The organism is Actomonas aquatica, assembly GCF_019679435.2.
GTDB classification, from domain to species: domain Bacteria; phylum Verrucomicrobiota; class Verrucomicrobiia; order Opitutales; family Opitutaceae; genus Actomonas; species Actomonas aquatica.
In genome coordinates this window covers 5,944,175-5,960,024 of the sequence record NZ_CP139781.1, presented here as the reverse complement: position 1 = coordinate 5,960,024, position 15,850 = coordinate 5,944,175, and the positions used below count along the sequence as shown (strand labels likewise).

13 protein-coding genes are annotated in these 15,850 nt (G+C 62.1%); 9 read left to right on the top strand and 4 right to left on the bottom strand.

Features of this window, described 5'->3' with window-relative positions:
• Window positions 1-10 precede the first annotated feature (10 nt).
• The 8 genes from K1X11_RS22875 to K1X11_RS22840 all read left to right on the top strand — a co-directional run bounded on the left by K1X11_RS22875 (window position 11) and on the right by K1X11_RS22840 (window position 7,363).
• Entirely contained in the window at window positions 11-676 is a 666-nt protein-coding gene (locus tag K1X11_RS22875) for a MotA/TolQ/ExbB proton channel family protein (RefSeq protein WP_221030173.1), read from the top strand.
• 43 nt (window positions 677-719) lie between these two features.
• Window positions 720-1,151 carry an ExbD/TolR family protein gene (locus K1X11_RS22870; protein ID WP_221030174.1) on the top strand — a complete coding sequence of 144 codons (432 nt, stop codon included), beginning with the start codon at window positions 720-722 and terminating at the stop codon, window positions 1,149-1,151.
• 40 nt (window positions 1,152-1,191) lie between these two features.
• Complete coding sequence (locus tag K1X11_RS22865) at window positions 1,192-1,650, top strand: ExbD/TolR family protein (RefSeq protein WP_221030175.1); 459 nt, start codon at window positions 1,192-1,194, stop codon at window positions 1,648-1,650.
• Window positions 1,651-1,671: 21 nt separating this feature from the next.
• On the top strand, window positions 1,672-2,337 hold the full coding sequence (locus tag K1X11_RS22860) for an energy transducer TonB (RefSeq protein ID WP_221030176.1): 666 nt from the start codon (window positions 1,672-1,674) through the stop codon (window positions 2,335-2,337).
• A gap of 4 nt (window positions 2,338-2,341) precedes the next feature.
• The gene (locus tag K1X11_RS22855; RefSeq protein ID WP_221030177.1) at window positions 2,342-3,715 is read left to right on the top strand and encodes a tetratricopeptide repeat protein; all 1,374 of its coding nucleotides are present in this window, start codon (window positions 2,342-2,344) and stop codon (window positions 3,713-3,715) included.
• A 21-nt stretch (window positions 3,716-3,736) separates the two neighbouring features.
• Entirely contained in the window at window positions 3,737-4,273 is a 537-nt protein-coding gene (locus K1X11_RS22850; protein ID WP_221030178.1) for a hypothetical protein, read from the top strand.
• A gap of 29 nt (window positions 4,274-4,302) precedes the next feature.
• The gene (locus K1X11_RS22845) at window positions 4,303-4,836 is read left to right on the top strand and encodes a hypothetical protein (RefSeq protein ID WP_221030179.1); all 534 of its coding nucleotides are present in this window, start codon (window positions 4,303-4,305) and stop codon (window positions 4,834-4,836) included.
• Window positions 4,837-5,062: 226 nt separating this feature from the next.
• A complete protein-coding gene (locus K1X11_RS22840; protein WP_221030180.1) occupies window positions 5,063-7,363 on the top strand; it encodes a BNR-4 repeat-containing protein in 2,301 nt (766 codons plus the stop codon).
• Window positions 7,364-7,442: 79 nt separating this feature from the next.
• On the opposite strand, the gene K1X11_RS22835 is transcribed toward K1X11_RS22840, so the two are convergent.
• Complete coding sequence (locus K1X11_RS22835) at window positions 7,443-8,699, bottom strand: hypothetical protein (RefSeq protein WP_221030181.1); 1,257 nt, start codon at window positions 8,697-8,699, stop codon at window positions 7,443-7,445.
• Between the two features lie 202 nt (window positions 8,700-8,901).
• Between K1X11_RS22835 and K1X11_RS22830 the strand changes: the two genes are divergently transcribed.
• Window positions 8,902-10,326: an MFS transporter gene (locus K1X11_RS22830; RefSeq protein WP_221030182.1), complete on the top strand. Its 1,425-nt coding sequence runs from the start codon at window positions 8,902-8,904 to the stop codon at window positions 10,324-10,326.
• A gap of 111 nt (window positions 10,327-10,437) precedes the next feature.
• Here the strand turns inward: K1X11_RS22830 and K1X11_RS22825 are convergent, their stop codons facing one another.
• The 3 genes from K1X11_RS22825 to K1X11_RS22815 all read right to left on the bottom strand — a co-directional run bounded on the left by K1X11_RS22825 (window position 10,438) and on the right by K1X11_RS22815 (window position 15,572).
• Window positions 10,438-11,538 (bottom strand): LacI family DNA-binding transcriptional regulator, encoded by a 1,101-nt coding sequence (locus K1X11_RS22825; protein ID WP_221030183.1) that lies wholly within the window; start codon window positions 11,536-11,538, stop codon window positions 10,438-10,440.
• 80 nt (window positions 11,539-11,618) lie between these two features.
• Window positions 11,619-13,907, bottom strand: a complete 2,289-nt coding sequence (gene yicI / locus K1X11_RS22820; RefSeq protein ID WP_221030184.1) for an alpha-xylosidase — start codon at window positions 13,905-13,907, stop codon at window positions 11,619-11,621.
• A gap of 318 nt (window positions 13,908-14,225) precedes the next feature.
• Window positions 14,226-15,572, bottom strand: a complete 1,347-nt coding sequence (locus K1X11_RS22815) for a GH1 family beta-glucosidase (protein ID WP_221030185.1) — start codon at window positions 15,570-15,572, stop codon at window positions 14,226-14,228.
• Between the last annotated feature and the right edge of the window lie 278 nt (window positions 15,573-15,850).

Here is a 15,850-nt window from a genome sequence, read left to right as displayed (position 1 = left end):
ATCAGATAACATGACCTCGTTCTCCCTTCCGATCGCTTTCCTCATGGGCCTCTCCCCGATGGAGTTCTTCATTCACGGTGGCTGGATCATGTGGCCGATCATTCTCCTCTCGTTTGTGATCGTCACTGTCGTCATCGAACGCGTGATCTTCACCGTGCGTGAAGCCGCCTCCCGCGACCGCGAATCGGTCGAGAAGGTTCTCGAGCGTGTCGAGGCCGGTGACTTCGAAGGCGCCATCGCCGTCGGCCGCAAGTCCAAGGACTTCATCGCCCGCATCCTCGTCTACTCCCTGACCCACCGCGACACCTCGATGGCCAACGCCTTCGCCCGCGCCACCAATCAGGAGATGCAGCGCTACAATCAGGGTATGCCCACCCTCGACACCATCGTTACCGCCGCTCCTTACGTCGGCCTTCTCGGCACCGTGACGGGCATGATGGCGACCTTCGGCGCTCTCGGCGAAGGTGCGGACGTTGCCGCCAACGCCGGTAAGATCACCGGTGGTGTGGGTGAAGCCCTTATCGCTACCGCCTGCGGTCTCGCCATCGCCATCTTCGGTCTGTTCCCGTTCAATTACATGAACGCCAAGATCGCCCAGGCGAAGCACGACGTTTCTGACGCCTCCAACGCCCTCGAGCTGATCCTCAGCAAAGATAAGAGCGAAAGCGCTGTCTAAGGGGCTCCCCCCCTTCCGACGCAAACAACCCTAGGCTCCTACCATGGCAAGCTCAGGCGGCGGCACGAACCCGGACGGCACGAAGAAGGCACGTATTGAGATCATTCCTCTCATTGACGTTATCTTCTTCCTGCTCGCCACCTTCGTGCTGTTTACACTCTCCCTCAATAAATCAGAAGGCGTGCCGGTTTCACTTCCGGACACCGCCACCAGCACTCCTCGTGACCCCGCCGGCGCTATCACCATCTCGGTGACCGCAGAAGGCACCCTCGCGTGGAACAAGGATCAGATCTCGCTCGATGAGTTCATCGACCGCCTCAATGCCCTCTACCAAGTGGAAGGCAGCGACGCCAAGATCCTGATCAATGGTGATCAAAGCGCCTTCTTCAGCCAAGCACGCTACGTTTTCGACGAAGTGCGCAAGGCCGGCATTACGCAGGTGAAAATCGAGACTCGGGTCACTCCCGAAGCGTGATTTCGTCTAATAAACCGCAATTTCATCCGTTTCCACACATATGGCCGGTGGCAGTAAAACACAGAAGCTGACCGAGGAACACGCGAAGCAGGCACGCATTGAGATCATTCCCCTCATTGACGTTATCTTCTTCCTCCTCGCCACCTTCGTCCTCTTCACCCTCTCCCTAAATCGGATTCAGGCGATTCCGATCAACCTCCCGCAGGCGATCCCAAATCCCCGTCCTCAAGACGACGAGGATAAGCCGATCACCCTGCAGGTCTCCGACAACGGTAACTACTACTGGAATCAGGAGCTGATCAACTTCGACGAAATCGACTACCGTCTCGGTAACTACGTCGCGGAGGAACCCAACCCCCGCGTGCTTCTTACCACCGACGACCTCGCCAAATATGGTGACGTCATCGCGGTGCTCGACCTCGTGCGCTCAGTGGATCCCGAGAATCCTCAAAAAGTGCAGGTCTCCTTCGAGACCGTCTACCGCCCCACCGGCCGCTAATCCTCAAAGAAACCGGACTATATGACCCGAGACCTGATTATTGGCCTATTCGTTTCCGTCTCCCTCCACGCTGGCTTCTTCTTCTACGAGAAGATCTTCCCGGAACAGGAAGAGGTTGTCATGCAAGTGCAGGAAGAGGAGTTCACCATCGAACTCATGGAAATGCCTCCGCTCGAACCCGAGCCCGAGGAAATCGTGGAAGCCACCGACGACGCACCCGTCGAGGAGATTGAATTTGCTCCTCCCATGCAGGCCGACGTTCCGTCGGTCAACGTGGAATCCGCCTTCGTCCAGAAGTTGCAACCGCCTCCCCCTCCCGGACTTGAGCGTCCCACCGGCATCATCTCCATTCCCAAGACCAGCGCCTCCCGCGCTATCGGTCAGGGCATGAAGGACCTGTTCGACCTGAAGAATCTCGACGAACAGCCGACGCCCCGCTTCCAGTCCAAACCTGTCTATCCCTTCGAGATGCGCCGTGCCGGTATCACCGGCCAAGTCATCGTCGGCTTCATTGTCGATTCCAAGGGCAACGTTCGCGAGGCCTACGCCGTGCGCTCCAGCCATCGCGAATTCGAACAAGCTGCCATTCAAGCCGTTTCCAAGTGGCGTTTCCGCCCCGGCAAGAAGGGTGGCCGTGCGGTGAATACCCGCATGCAGGTTCCCATCGTCTTCAACATCACCGACTAATACCATGTCTGCTCCCTCTTTTTCGCGCCGTATGCTGCGCCTAGGCGGGCTCTTGGTCGCCTTCTTCATCACCGTCCCGGCCGTGGTCGTGACGGCTCAGGACGCTCCTCGCAAGGAACTGTCCGAACGCGTCTCCACCGGCATCTCCAAGATGCAGGAACTCTTCGATCAAAAGAAGTGGGACGAAGCGTTGGCCCAAGTTAACTCGCTCCTCGCTGGCGCCAAGCCCGAGTCCTACGACCTGACCCTGCTAAGCCAGATCAAGGTCCAAGTGCTCCTCACCCAAGGCAAATACGCTGAAGCCATCGAGCCTCTCGAGCGCGCCTTGCGCCTCGGTAAGGCCTACAACTTCATCGAGGAACGCCAATATCTCGAGTTCACCCAGATCCTCTCGCAGCTCTACTTCCAGGAGGCTACCTCCACCAAGGATACCCAGCTGCGCGACGATTACTTCAAGAAGGCCTACGACACCATCAAGGTCTACCTCGCCGAGGCGACCAAGCCCAAGGTGGAATCCGTCTCCTACGCGGCGACTATGATCTACACCCAGGCTACGATCGATGCCGAAAACCCGAATCCGAAGCTTCTCGCCGAGGCTCAGGAATTGGCGCAGCAAGGCCTGTTGCTTTCGATCAAACCGCGCGAGACCTTCTACGTGCTCATCCTCGCTGCCCTCCAGCAGGAAGGTAAGAACGCAGAGGCAGCCGAGTTGCTCGAATTGCTGGTCACTCTCAATCCGACCAGCAAACAGTTCTGGCAGCAGTTGCAGGCCACCTACCTCAACCTGGCCAATTCCTTCCCGGCCGACTCCGACGAGGCGCTCGAGTATAATATTCGCACGATCGTCACGATCGAGCGCGCTCAGGAACTCGGTATCCTCGATACCCCCCGCGACCACTTCAACATGGTCGGTATCCTCATGAACATTCGCCGCTTCAACCAAGCGATTGTTCTTTTGGAAAAGGGTCTTGCCGACGGCAACATCGAGAACACCAAGCAAAACTGGGAATACCTCGCCTCCTCCTACCAGCAGGTAAACAAGGAGCTGAAAGCGATCGATGTGCTCAAGCAGACGACCGAACAGTTCCCGGAAGACGGCAGTATCGATTTCAAGATCGCCAACATCTACTACGGCTTGGACAAGCTCCCGGAAGCTTACGAAGCCGGTAAGATTGCCCTCAAAAAGGGAGGACTCGATAACGAAGGGTCCGCCCAGATGTTCGTCGCCTACATGGGTTACGAGCTGAAGAAACTCGAAGAGGCCCTGCCCTTCGCCAAAGCCGCCAAAGATGCGGGTGCGACGAATGCCGATCGTCTCTACGAGGCCATCCAAAATGCCATTGATGAGCGCCAGGCCGCTCTCGAAGCCACGATCTAATCCTCTTCAACCCAGTCTTTCATGAACAAAGTCTACATTTTCGTCCCCCTACTCCTGCTGGCCGGATTCAGCTTTTACTACGTCGGCGTTAAGAACGCCTACGACGAGGCCGAAGCCGCCAAGGAAGCGGCCGTCAAACAAGCCCGCATCGATGAAATGAAACAGGAAGCCGAAGATCGCAAAGCCGCGATCGAGGCCGCCCTCGCCCTCAACGCCGAACGCAAAGCCGAACGCGAAGCCAAGGAAGCCGAAGAGCTCGCCAAAAAGGAAGCTCGTCTCGCCGCCGAGGAAGCTCGCAACGACGCCCAAAGCGCCCGCTCCAAGTTCTCCTCCCAAGTGAAGACTCTTGAGCAGGACATCGCCGCGGTTGAGGCCGAGATCGAAGAGATCAAAACCGAAAAGGAAGCCCTCGTCGCCGAGGAAGCCCACCTTCGCACCTACGTCGCTGCCGCTGAGAAAAACAAGGCCAGCCTCCAAGACGTCATCCGCAAGATCAACGAAGCCGACACCGCTCGAGCTGCTGCTGCTGCCGCTGCCGCCGCTGCCGCCCGTCGCTAACTCGCAACCACCCTAGGAAACTTAGAAAAATGAATAAGTCCTACATCATCGTTCCTATTCTCCTCATGGTGGGATTCGGCTTCATCTACAAGAAGGCCGCCCACGACATCGAACTCGTGGAGCAGCAGGAGCAGGCCGAACTCGACGCCAAGGCTGCCGAAGAAGCCGCCATCAAGGCCGAAGCCGAACGCCAAGCCAAGGAAGACGCCGAGCGCCGCACCGCCGAGCGCGAAGCCGACGAGGCCGCCAAGGAAGCCAAGAAGCGCGCCGACTGGGAAGCTCGTGGTATTGAAATCGCCGAGGCCACTGCCGAGGCCAATGCCGAAGCCGACAAACTCGCCGAGCAGGCTGCCGAACTCGAACTCAAGCTCCGCGCTACCCGCAACGAGCGCGACGCTCAAGCCGGTGAAGCCTTCGATCTCGCCAAGAAGGTGGAGCTCGCCCGCATCGCCAAGCGCAATGCCGAGCTCGAGATCCAGCGCATGACCGCCATGGTCACCAAGCGTGCCGAGGAAAGCACCCTCACTGAGATGCCGGAACTCGCTGCTCAGCCCAGCCGCTAAAGCCAAACGTTTCACATAAACGTTCTCCCCTCTCAAACCCGCGACTTCGGTCGCGGGTTTTTTATTGTCCGGTTTCGGCCGCCCGACCTTTCAAACTGAACGAATCGCTCATCGTTGCGGCCGCTTCAGCCACGGTTTCCCTGCTTCCTCGCCCTGCGACTCCCCTCGCGGCCTCTCGTTCCCCGTCCGGGAGCCCAGTCGCCCCCACTCATCCCCATCCCAATCCATGCGATTACTCCTCACCTCCTGCCTGCTGGCACTGCTCACCCTCCCGACTCTCCTACCCGCCGCCGCCCCGGTCGCCGCCCCTCAGCCTCTCTATCGCGATCCCGTATTCGACGGCGCGGCCGACCCGGTTGTCGTTTGGAATCCCAGCACCGAAACCTGGTGGATGTTCTACACCAACCGTCGCGCCAACGTCCCCGAACTCTCCGGCGTCGCCTGGGTGCACGGCACTCGCGTGAGCATCGCCGAATCGGCCGACCGCGGGATCACCTGGCAGCGCGTCGGTGACGCTCAGATCGATCTCCCCGTCGAGATCGGTGGCGAAGAGCCCACCCACTGGGCCCCGGACGTGCTCACCGGCCCTGACGGCACGCACCACATGTATCTCACCGTCGTGCCGGGCGTCTTTGAGGATTGGCGCCACCCGCGTCGCATCGTCCACCTCACCAGTGACGACCTGTTGCATTGGGACTATCAGTCCGCCCTCGAACTTACCTCCGACCGAGTCATCGACGCTGGCGTTGCCCGCCTGCCCAACGGCACCTGGCGCATGTGGTATAACAACGAACGCGACGGCAAATCGATCTACTACGCCGACAGTCCCGACCTCTACCACTGGACCGATCAAGGCAAAGCCTCCGGCGTCGGCGAGCGTCCTGGCGAAGGGCCCTATATTTTCCGCTGGCGCGACAGCTGGTGGATGCTCGTCGACCTCTGGCGCGGCCTCGGCGTCTACCGCTCCGACGATCTCCTCCACTGGGAAGCGCAGGACAGCAACCTCCTCAACGTGCCCGGCAAGGGCCTCGACGACGGCGTTAACGGCGGCCACCCGGGTGTCGTGGTGAGCGGCGATCGCGCCTACCTCTTCTACTTCACTCACCCCGGCCGCGCCGGCACCATCACGCCCGACGATGGCAACGAACTCGACCGCCGGCGCAGCTCCATCCAAGTCACCGAACTCGAGCTCACCGACGACGGTTGGCTCACCTGCGATCGCGACGCGCCGACCTTCATCGATCTGATTCCGCCCCAGCCGCTGGCCTCCACCACGCCCAACCGCACCCTGGTAAGTCCCGCCGCCTTCGCCGGTAGCAGTGTCAACACGCCGCCGGGCTTCAACCAGTCCCTCGTCAGCAACGACACCCATCAGTTTGTCGGCTTCTACCGGGCCGACGGTGAGCTCGTGATCGCCCGCCGAGCCCTCGGCACGACCGAGTGGACGCTCCACCCGACCGCCTTTCACGCCGCCGTCGCCAACGCCCACAACTCCATTGCGCTGGGGCTCGACGGCGCGGGCGCGCTCCACCTCGCGTGGGGCCATCACAACATTCCGCTGCAATACAGCCACACCGCTCCCGGCGGAGCCCTGACCGCGGCCATCACCTTCCCGGCGCCCGCATCCATGATTGGCGCAAATGAAGCGTCCGTCACCTATCCCCAGTTCCTCACGCTGCCCAATGGTGATCTCCTCTTCACCCACCGCGATGGCGGCTCCGGCCGCGGCTCATTTGTGCTCAACCGCTGGTCCCCAGCCTCCGGTGAATGGACCCGCCTGCACGACAACCTCCTCGACGGCGAAAACCAACGCAGCGCCTACCCCAGTTTCTTCACCGATCGCCATGGGGCGCTGCACCTGGCTTGGACGTGGCGTGAGACTCCCGACGTCGCGACCAACCACGACCTCGCTTACGCCCGCTCCGTCGACGGCGGACTCACCTGGACGGATGCCGACGGGCGCGCTCTCGCGCTTCCCTTCAACGTTGCCACGCCAGCCACCATCCAGCGCATCCCTCCCGGCTCCAACCTCATGAACCCGCCGCTCGTTGCCGCCGACGACGCCGGCAACCCGCTGGTCGCCAACTATTGGAGCCCCCTACCCGACTCCGCCCCACAATACTTCCTCCTGCGCCACGCCCAGGGGCAATGGACCCGGCATCAACTCACCCAAAACACTCAGTCCTTTACCCTTGCTGGACAGGGAACCAAACGCCCGCTGTTTTCCCGCGCCGCCCTGGTGGCCGACGCCTCGCGGGTGAGCGTCGCCTTTCGCCACGACGCCCTTGGCCGCGCACCGATCGTTATTGCCACAACCGATATCACTGCTACCCCGCCAGCCTGGCAGACGAGCCTGCTCTCAACTCAGGATCTGGGCGCCTGGGAACCCACCGCCGATGCGATCGCGGCCTCCCAACACGGCACCCTCTCCATCCTCGCTCAAGCGCTCCATCAACGCGACGGCAACGACGAGCACGCCATCGCCTCCGCGCCGTCTCCCCTCGCCGTTCTGGACCTCGCGCTCTGAGTGGCGCCACCACCTTGTAGCCGCGCATCCGACGGCCACGCTTTCACCTCCGGCTCAAGCGCAGCTACGTGGGGCGGCGCTAAAGCCGCTCGCCGAGCTTCACTTGGCCTGCGATCGCCTCGCCGTTCTCCACCGCGGGGCGGAAACGCAGGTTCGCCACCAGCGCCTGCAGGGCCACGTCGTCGATCGCGGTCGTCACGTCGGCCGCCGCATACGCCGCCTCCGGCAACCCGTCACTGCCCACGCGCACCACGCACGCCCGGCCTTGCGAAGCCCACTGCGACCGCAGGTCAGACGTGACCAACTCTTCGATCAACGCCGCCGGTTCATCCACCTTGGCATCCCGCGCCCGCGACACGTGGTCCAGCACCGCAAATTGAAACCCTTCCTCCGCCGTAACGGGCGTGCGTCGTTCCGCATCGTCGGTCGCGATCTCCTCGGCTCCATCAAAGAAATGCAGCTGCACCGGCCCCAACTCATAACCGACCGGGAAACCGCCCTTCACCCATGATACCTTGGTCGCTTTGCCCGGTTTGAGCGGCGGCAACGGCTCGGCAAACACGCGACGATAGCGCATCAGGTCGTCCGGCAGGGAAAACTCCACAAACACGACCGCGTAAGGGTGCTCCATCGGCACGTTCACCCGGACCTCGGCCTCCAACTCCAGCGCATCGTGTCCGTCACTATCCTTGCGCTTGCTCCGCGCTTCACTCTGTCGCCGCGCGTAGAATCCCGGGTCATACTGCTCGCTCTGCGAGCCGAAGTTGGCGTCTTGGAAGTCCCCCATGGCGCCATCCACATCCGGGGCGGGTTGCTGCAGGATCGCCATCTTTACCTCCGCCGGAGTGTTGGGGCTGTTCAACATGGCTTCCCGCTGTTCGGCCGCCACGATCGTAGACCGCAATTCTCGCGAGGCCGCGTTGACCAAATCGCCGGCGCTGCTGATCGCCAGACTCTGACTCTCCAACCAACGCCGCGACGGGTCGCGCGCCGGCGTGAAAGTCGGCTCCATCTTTAGGTTCGAAACCGAGACCTGCTTCGCTGTTAGTTTCAGATTCCGATCGAAACTGAACTCAAACCCCGGACGGTTCATCGGGATACGCACCGGCAGCTCGCCGGTCGACGCAGAGACAAACCACCCCTTCTCCACCCCATCGATGTCATACCAGGTCTCGCCGTCCTTTACCTTCAGGTCCGCGCCGAGAAACAGCACATGCGAACGCGGCGCCGGCGCCGGTCGCGAATCGATTACCTTGGTCGCGGTGGGCTCGGCACCGAACAACATCGGCGCGCTCACAAGCATCCACCAGAGGCGGGAAAGTCGGGTATGGGGCATGGTAACGGGGGGCAGAGGATTTAACGCTACACCATCACTGATAACCCCTGAGCCGCAAGATCCCCTTCCCGAGGTGGTCACAAATTTCTCCCGCCCTCCGCACTTTATCGCGGATGCGATGCATTTTCTGGCCCCGACGCTTCCCCCATTGACCACCACCCTCCAATTCGACTGATTTAACGCTACATCCATGGAAAACCCCTTGATTCCTCCCCCCCTGGACCCAGCCCACAAGCGCGTCCCTGTTTCCGAAAAAGTCGCCTACGGTTTGGGGGCAGTGATCGATATGTGGGGCAACTGGCTCTACGTCGGCATGGTCTGGACCGTCTTCGGTTTCTACCTGCACGTCTCGTCCAGTTTGATCGGCATCGCCCTCATGTTGAACCGCCTCTTCGACGCCGTTTCCGACCCGTTCTTCGGCTGGTGGTCCGACAATGTGCGCACGCGCTGGGGACGCCGTCGGCCTTTCATTTTGGTGGGCAGTATCCTGGCCGGTATCGGCCTGCCCTTGCTCTTCGCCGTCCCGCAGGACTGGAGCGAAATGCAATACTTCTGGTGGATGGTCGGCTCCTCCGCCGTCTACATCACGATCGTGAGCTGCGTCATGATGCCCTACAACAGCCTGGGCTACGAAATGACGCCAGACTACCACGAGCGGACCCAGATCTTCGCGATTCGCGGCGCTATCCAAAAAGGCCCGGAGGTCTTCATGTTCTTCGCCTCGGCGTTTGTCACGTGGTCCATTTGGACCGACGCCGACACGGGCCGCGTCGACTACCTGCGCGGGGCCCAGATCTACACCGCTGGCCTCGGCCTCATCATGATGATAGTGGGTGTGGTGATCTTCAAAACCACCCGCGAGCGCTACTACGAAGGCGTCGTCGCCCAGCACCAGGAGAAGACCAAAGTCGCCGAAACCATTTGGCAGACGATCAAGTGCAAACCCTTCCGCGCCATCCTCGCCATGGCCTTCGCCTACGGCATGGGCACCTCGATGGTCGGCACCCTCGGCTTCCATTGCACCGTCTATTACGTGTGCAGCGGCGACCAGTCACTCGGATCCCAATGGAACGCCTACATGGGCCTCATGGGCATGGTGATGGGCCTCTCCGGCGTGCCCTTCTTCAGCTGGGTTTCGCGCAAGGTTGGTAAACGCGGTGCGATGAAGACCGTTCAGTTTGCCGCCATCGCGGTCTTCGCCGCGACCTGGTGGCTCTACACCCCCGAAGTCGTCTGGCTGCAGATGTTCGCCACGGGCCTCATCGCTTTCACCGGCGCCGGCTTCAACATGCTCGACGGTTCCATGATGGCCGACGTGCTCGACGCCGATGAACTCGAGACCGGCAAGCGCCGCGAGGGTGCCTTTGCCGCTTGCCGCTCCTGGATCCTCAAGGTCGGCATGGCCGCCGGCATCGGCGCGTCCGGCATGATTCTCCAAGCCACCGGCTTCAACTCCGAGTTGGCCGAGCAATCCGCCCAGACGATCTTCAACATCCGCTTCTACCTCGCCGCGATTCCGATCGTCGGCTTGGTGATCGCTCTGGTCGCCCTCTACCGCTTTCCGCTCACGCCCAGCCGCATGGCCGAGATCCGTGGTGAACTCGAGTCGCGCCGCGGCACTGTTTGAGTCAGATAACCCAACCCCGCTGACTCGGCTTTCGGGCCGGGCAGCGGGTTTTCTGTATCCAGAGATCGGGCACGTGAGGGCGCCACCCCACCCGGCCGAATCACGAGTCGCTTAAACGCGCGCCAACGCCGGCACCACCCGATCTCCCGCCGGGCAACGCCCCACCGAAGCACGCTCCACCACCTCCACCGGCATCACCACCGGCGACGCCGGCACTTGCACGTCTTTGAGTGTGCCGATCTGGGCGAGCAGAATCTCGGCGGCCTTGCGTCCCATCTCCACGAGCGGCTGACGCACCGTGGTGAGCTGCGGCACCGACGCGCGCGAGGCGAGCGTATCGTCAAAGCCGCACACCGAGACATCCTCGGGCACGCGCAGGCCCGACTCCGCCAAGGCCTGCATTGCGCCAATTGCCATACCGTCATTGGCGCAGAACACCGCGTGCGGCAGCGGCTGACCGGCATTTTCCTCCAACCAGGTCTTCATCGCCCGGTAACCGTGGAAATCGATAAACTGCGAGTGCACCAGCAACGCAGGATCAAACTTGATGTGATGCGCGCGCAGCGCCTTGCGGTAACCCGCCACGCGGCGATCCGCGCCCACGAACCCTTTCGGGCCCGCGATGTGCATGATCCGGCGATGGCCCTTGGCGATGAGGTGCTCCACCATCGCATTGGCGCCGGCTTCTTCGTCACTCTCGATGTTGACCGTCCCCTCCAGCGGCGTGTTGGCGTGAATGGTCACAAAGGGCGTGTGCTTCGGCAGCGTCTTGGCCACCGCGGCGTCGTAGGTGGGGGCAAACATGATGAGGCCGTCGATGCGACCGTCGCACACCGAATCCAGTCGGCGCGTGTCATTGCTCCAGTCGTGCAGGGCAAACACCGTCGTGTTCTGCTCAAAGTGTGTGGCCCCCGCGAGCACCCCGTTGAACAGCGCCAGAAAGTAATGGTTGAGCTCGTTCTCATCCAGGATCGCCGCGATGCCGATGGTGTTCATCCGCCGGTGCAGCAACGCGCGCGCCGCTGCATTCGGCCGGTATTGCAGCTTGGCCGCCGCCTCGAGAATGCGTTGGCGCGTCTCCTCCGAAATCCGAGAAGAGGTCTTAACCGAATTGAGCACCGCCGAAGCGGCCATGGCGGAAACTCCGGCCGCACGACCGACATCTGCCAAGGTCGCGGCGCGTTGAGTTTTGGGTTTACGGGGTCGGGGCATAGCTGGGGAAGTCGCCGACATTGAAGAGCGGCGCCCGGTGGCGCAAGCGCGCCACCGGTTCAAACTGACAGACGGTTAGCTTACCAATCCGTCGGAGCCAGCACGCTGCACTCGTTGGCCCCGGCCGGAGCCGCTTTGGCCGACAAGTTCGGCAGCAAACGCACCGACCACTTGGCCGGCACATGGCCCGCCAAACGGAACAGCAAATTGCCATCCTGGTTCTCGACCGAAATGCGCGTCATGCCGCGATCACCGGCCGCCGGGATGACGGTCTCGGTGCGCTCACCGACGCCCAGCCCAAACACCGCCAACTCCACGCCCTCGGCGTAGTCGTATTCGACGTCGGTTTCGCTGGCGCCGAGCGGCAGCACCGTGCCGGCCTTCACGTAGATCGGCAGGTTCAGGAAGTCATACTTGCCGCGATGCCAGCCACCTTCGTGCACCTCACCGGAGAAGAGGTTCACCCAACGGCCGGGCGGCAGGTAGTAAGTGGTTTCGCCGCTCTCGGTGAGCACCGGCGCGACCAGCACGCGGTCGCCCAACATGTATTGGCGATCGAGCGTGTCGCAGCCCGGGTCCTCCGGGAACTCCAACACCATCGCGCGCATCATCGGCACGCCGGTCTCGTGCGCTTCGTGCGCCACGCGCCACAGGTAGGGCATGAGGCGGCACTTCCACGAGGTGAAGTGACGGAGCACATCGCAGGCTTCGTCGTCGTAAACCCACGGCACCCGATAAGAGGAGCTGCCGTGCATGCGGCTGTGCGAGGACAACAGACCGAAGGCGATCCAACGTTTGTAGATGTCCGCCGCCGGTTTGCCTTCGAAGCCGCCGATGTCGTGGCTCCAATAGCCAAAACCGCAGGCACCGAGCGACAGCCCGCCGCGCAGCGACTCGGCCATCGACTCGTAGGTGGAGTTGCAATCGCCGCCCCAGTGCACCGGGAACTTCTGTCCGCCCGTGTGGGCCGCCCGCGCGTAGAGCACCGCTTCGCCGTCACCGCGCACTTCCTGCAACAACTCAAACACCGCCTTGTTGTAGATGTAGGCGTAGTGGTTGTGCATGCGCACCGGATCGGAGCCGTCGTGATAAACCACGTCGGTCGGAATACGCTCGCCAAAGTCGGTCTTGAAACAGTCCACGCCCATGTCGAGCAACTCGCGCAGGTATCCAAGATACCATGACGTCGCCGCCGGATTGGTGAAATCGACAATGGCCATGCCGGGCTGCCAGAGATCGGTCTGCCAGACGTCGCCGTTGGCCTTCTTGAGGAAGTAGCCGCCTTCGACTCCCTCGCGGAACAGGCGCGACGCCTGACCGATGTAGGGGTTGATCCAGACCGAAACCTTGAGGCCCTTTTCGTGCAGACGCTGCAGCTGGCCGCGCGGATCCGGGAAGGTGCGCGGATCCCATTTGAAATCGCACCAGGCAAACTCGCGCATCCAGAAACAATCGAAGTGGAAGACGTGCAGCGGCAGGTTCCGCTCCTTCATGCCTTCGATGAAGCTGTTCACCGTCTTCTCGTCGTAATCGGTCGTGAACGAGGTGGTGAGCCACAGGCCGAAGGACCAGGCCGGCGGCAGGGCCGGACGACCCGTGAGCGCGGTGAGCTTGTGCAGCACTTCCTTCGGCGTCGGGCCGGCGATGACGTAATACTCGAGGCGTTCGCCCGGCACGCTGAACTGCACGCGCGACACGCGCTCGGAAGCGACTTCGAAGGACACCGGGCCGGTGTCTTTCACCAACACGCCATAACCGCGGTTGGTCATGTAGAACGGCACGCACTTGTAGGCCTGCTCGCTGCCCGTGCCGCCGTCCTTGTTCCAGTTCTCGACGACTTGGCCGTTCTTGACGAAAGCAGTGAAACGCTCGCCGAGACCATAAACGTTTTCGCCCACGCCGAGGTCCAATTGCTCATGCATGTAGGCGGTGTCGCCTTCGGCTTCGACGTAACCCATGCCACGCCAGCCGGTGCGGGTGATCACCTCACCATTGGCCCGCTCAAAACTCAGGCCCCAATCCCCCTTGGTGCCGACCTTGGCGACGATGTCTCCCGAACGCAGGGTGGCAAAATCCGGTCCCGTGCTCACGTCGACTTCCGGCGCGGGCAGCGCCTCCAAATCGATCACCGGCCCATGATCCTGCTGTCCCGTGTAGTGCTCGACGGTCACGTGAATCACGCCCGCCAACGGTGACGCGAGACGCACCGACAGCAACGGCCCCTGCAAGGTGTCACCGCGATGGCGGATCGGACGGGTCGGGACAGTGAGAACGAGCACATCTCCATCACGTTCCACGTGATGAACTTCTGCAGAATAGTGGGGTTTGTAACCCGGCCGCACAAGCCAGGCTCCATCGGTAAACTTCATGGTGGTTCAGGGTTTTATCACCGCCTTCACGGCAAGCGAACGTCCATTGATGTTACGTTAAATCATCGCTGGCAAATCCAATTCCGGGGCGATCGTAAATCGGCCAAAATCTGAGCATCGAGGGGGTTAAGGGCTGGGTCAGAAAGCACGCGCATGGGGCGCGCCGCCTTTGATGGGCACCAACTAAGCAGCTGTCGCGGAAAATGTTGTGCTAACACCATAACAGGCGCGACCGCAGTCCACGGTGGCGCGAACTGCGGAGCCGTTCCGCCGCAGTCGCGCCCTGCCCTCCCCGCCTGCTCTGCCCCGACGCGCCGTTTAGACGACGCGGTTCTCCGCCATGACTTTGGCGTAGTAGAGGGCGGAGAGCTTCGGCGTGCGGACCTGCGTTTCGAAGTCGACATGCACGATGCCGAAGCGGCGTTCGTAGCCGTCCTCCCACTCGAAATTATCGATGAAGGACCAGAGGAAATAACCGTTCACCGGCACGCCGTCTTTGATGGCGCGCTCAAGCTCACGCAGGTGGGCGCGCAAAAACTCGCGGCGGTGCAGGTCGTTGCACTCCCCTGCCACCACCGGCTCGTCGTTGTAGCCACAGCCGTTTTCGGTGATGTAGATCGACTTCACGCCGTAAGCGTCGCGCGGCAGGCGGGTGCCCCAGTAGATGACCTGCGGCGCCCAGTGCAGCCACGGGCTGTCGGCCTTCGGATAAGCGGCCGGCAACGAGACCTCTTCCGGCGCGCCGTCCTGGCCGGCTCGCACGAACGGACCGGTGTAGAGGTTGAGGCCGAGGAAATCGGTCGGGGCACTGATGAGGTCAAAATCCCCCAGCGCGACCTTCGGTGCCGCGTCCCCGCAGCGCTTGAGGTAAGCCTCGCTGTAGCCGCCGTTGCAGATGGCGCCGAGCAGGTGCTCGTTCTTGCGCTCATACCAGGCCTGCGCCGCCGCGATATCGGCGGGCGTTTCGGTCACCGGGATGCACACGTCGCTGTTGTCGGTGATGCCGACGCGCGCGCCTTCGCCGCCGTAGGTGCGGACGGCGCGCACCCCGTAGCCGTGGGCCAGGAGGGCGTTGTGATAAATCTGGTTGAGGGTCGCGTCGTCGACCTTGGCGCCCGGCGCTTTGAGGCCGAAGCCGTAGGCGAGCTGGGTGAAGCAGCGAATCTCATTCAGCGTGATCCAGTTCTTCACCTTGCCGGCGAGCGCCTTCACCACGATCTCGGCATAGCGGCCAAACGCTTCGGCGGTCGCGCGCGTGCGCCAGCCTCCCCGATCCTCGAGGGCCTGCGGCAGATCCCAGTGGAAGAGCGTGACCCACGGCGTGATGCCGTTGGCGGCCATGCTGTCGATGAGACGCTCATAAAACTCCAGACCGGCGAGGTTCACCTGTCCGTCGCCGTCCGGCACGATGCGCGGCCAGGCGATCGACAGGCGATAGTTCTTCACGCCCAGCTTCGCCATCAGGGCAAAGTCTTCCTCGTAGCGATGGTAATGGTCGCAGGCCACATCGAGCGTATCGCCGCCATGGACCGCGCCCGGCGTGCGAGCGAAGCGGTCCCAGATGGACTCGCCTTTGCCGTCGGCGGTGGCGCCGCCTTCAATTTGGGCCGCCGCCGCAGCGACGCCCCAGGTGAACGTGGAGGGGAAGGATTGGGTCGAGGACATGGTGCAATCTTTGGTGCTCTGAAGCCGGGAAAGGCAGATTTAACCTAAAATCTAAGGCAAATCGCAATCCCATACCCTCCTCAAACCCCACAAAGCTGCGTTTCCCGCCGCCGCATGTGTCGGCCGGTGACCGCGCGAACCGAACCCGATCTTGTATCCAAAAAACAAAGACCCCCACCGCTTTCGCAGTGGGGGTCTCTCCTATTGACCAATCAGTGGTCCAATTCAGTTCGGTCCGATACAGGTCCCGCGGTTTTGTTGCATACCCTACATTCCAC

Coding starts and splice junctions, on each gene's coding strand:
- K1X11_RS22875 (WP_221030173.1), top strand. CDS start 11: ATGACCTCGTTCTCCCTTCCGATCGCTTTCCTCATGGGCCTCTCCCCG.
- K1X11_RS22870 (WP_221030174.1), top strand. CDS start 720: ATGGCAAGCTCAGGCGGCGGCACGAACCCGGACGGCACGAAGAAGGCA.
- K1X11_RS22865 (WP_221030175.1), top strand. CDS start 1,192: ATGGCCGGTGGCAGTAAAACACAGAAGCTGACCGAGGAACACGCGAAG.
- K1X11_RS22860 (WP_221030176.1), top strand. CDS start 1,672: ATGACCCGAGACCTGATTATTGGCCTATTCGTTTCCGTCTCCCTCCAC.
- K1X11_RS22855 (WP_221030177.1), top strand. CDS start 2,342: ATGTCTGCTCCCTCTTTTTCGCGCCGTATGCTGCGCCTAGGCGGGCTC.
- K1X11_RS22850 (WP_221030178.1), top strand. CDS start 3,737: ATGAACAAAGTCTACATTTTCGTCCCCCTACTCCTGCTGGCCGGATTC.
- K1X11_RS22845 (WP_221030179.1), top strand. CDS start 4,303: ATGAATAAGTCCTACATCATCGTTCCTATTCTCCTCATGGTGGGATTC.
- K1X11_RS22840 (WP_221030180.1), top strand. CDS start 5,063: ATGCGATTACTCCTCACCTCCTGCCTGCTGGCACTGCTCACCCTCCCG.
- K1X11_RS22835 (WP_221030181.1), bottom strand. CDS start 8,699: ATGCCCCATACCCGACTTTCCCGCCTCTGGTGGATGCTTGTGAGCGCG.
- K1X11_RS22825 (WP_221030183.1), bottom strand. CDS start 11,538: ATGCCCCGACCCCGTAAACCCAAAACTCAACGCGCCGCGACCTTGGCA.
- yicI (WP_221030184.1), bottom strand. CDS start 13,907: ATGAAGTTTACCGATGGAGCCTGGCTTGTGCGGCCGGGTTACAAACCC.
- K1X11_RS22815 (WP_221030185.1), bottom strand. CDS start 15,572: ATGTCCTCGACCCAATCCTTCCCCTCCACGTTCACCTGGGGCGTCGCT.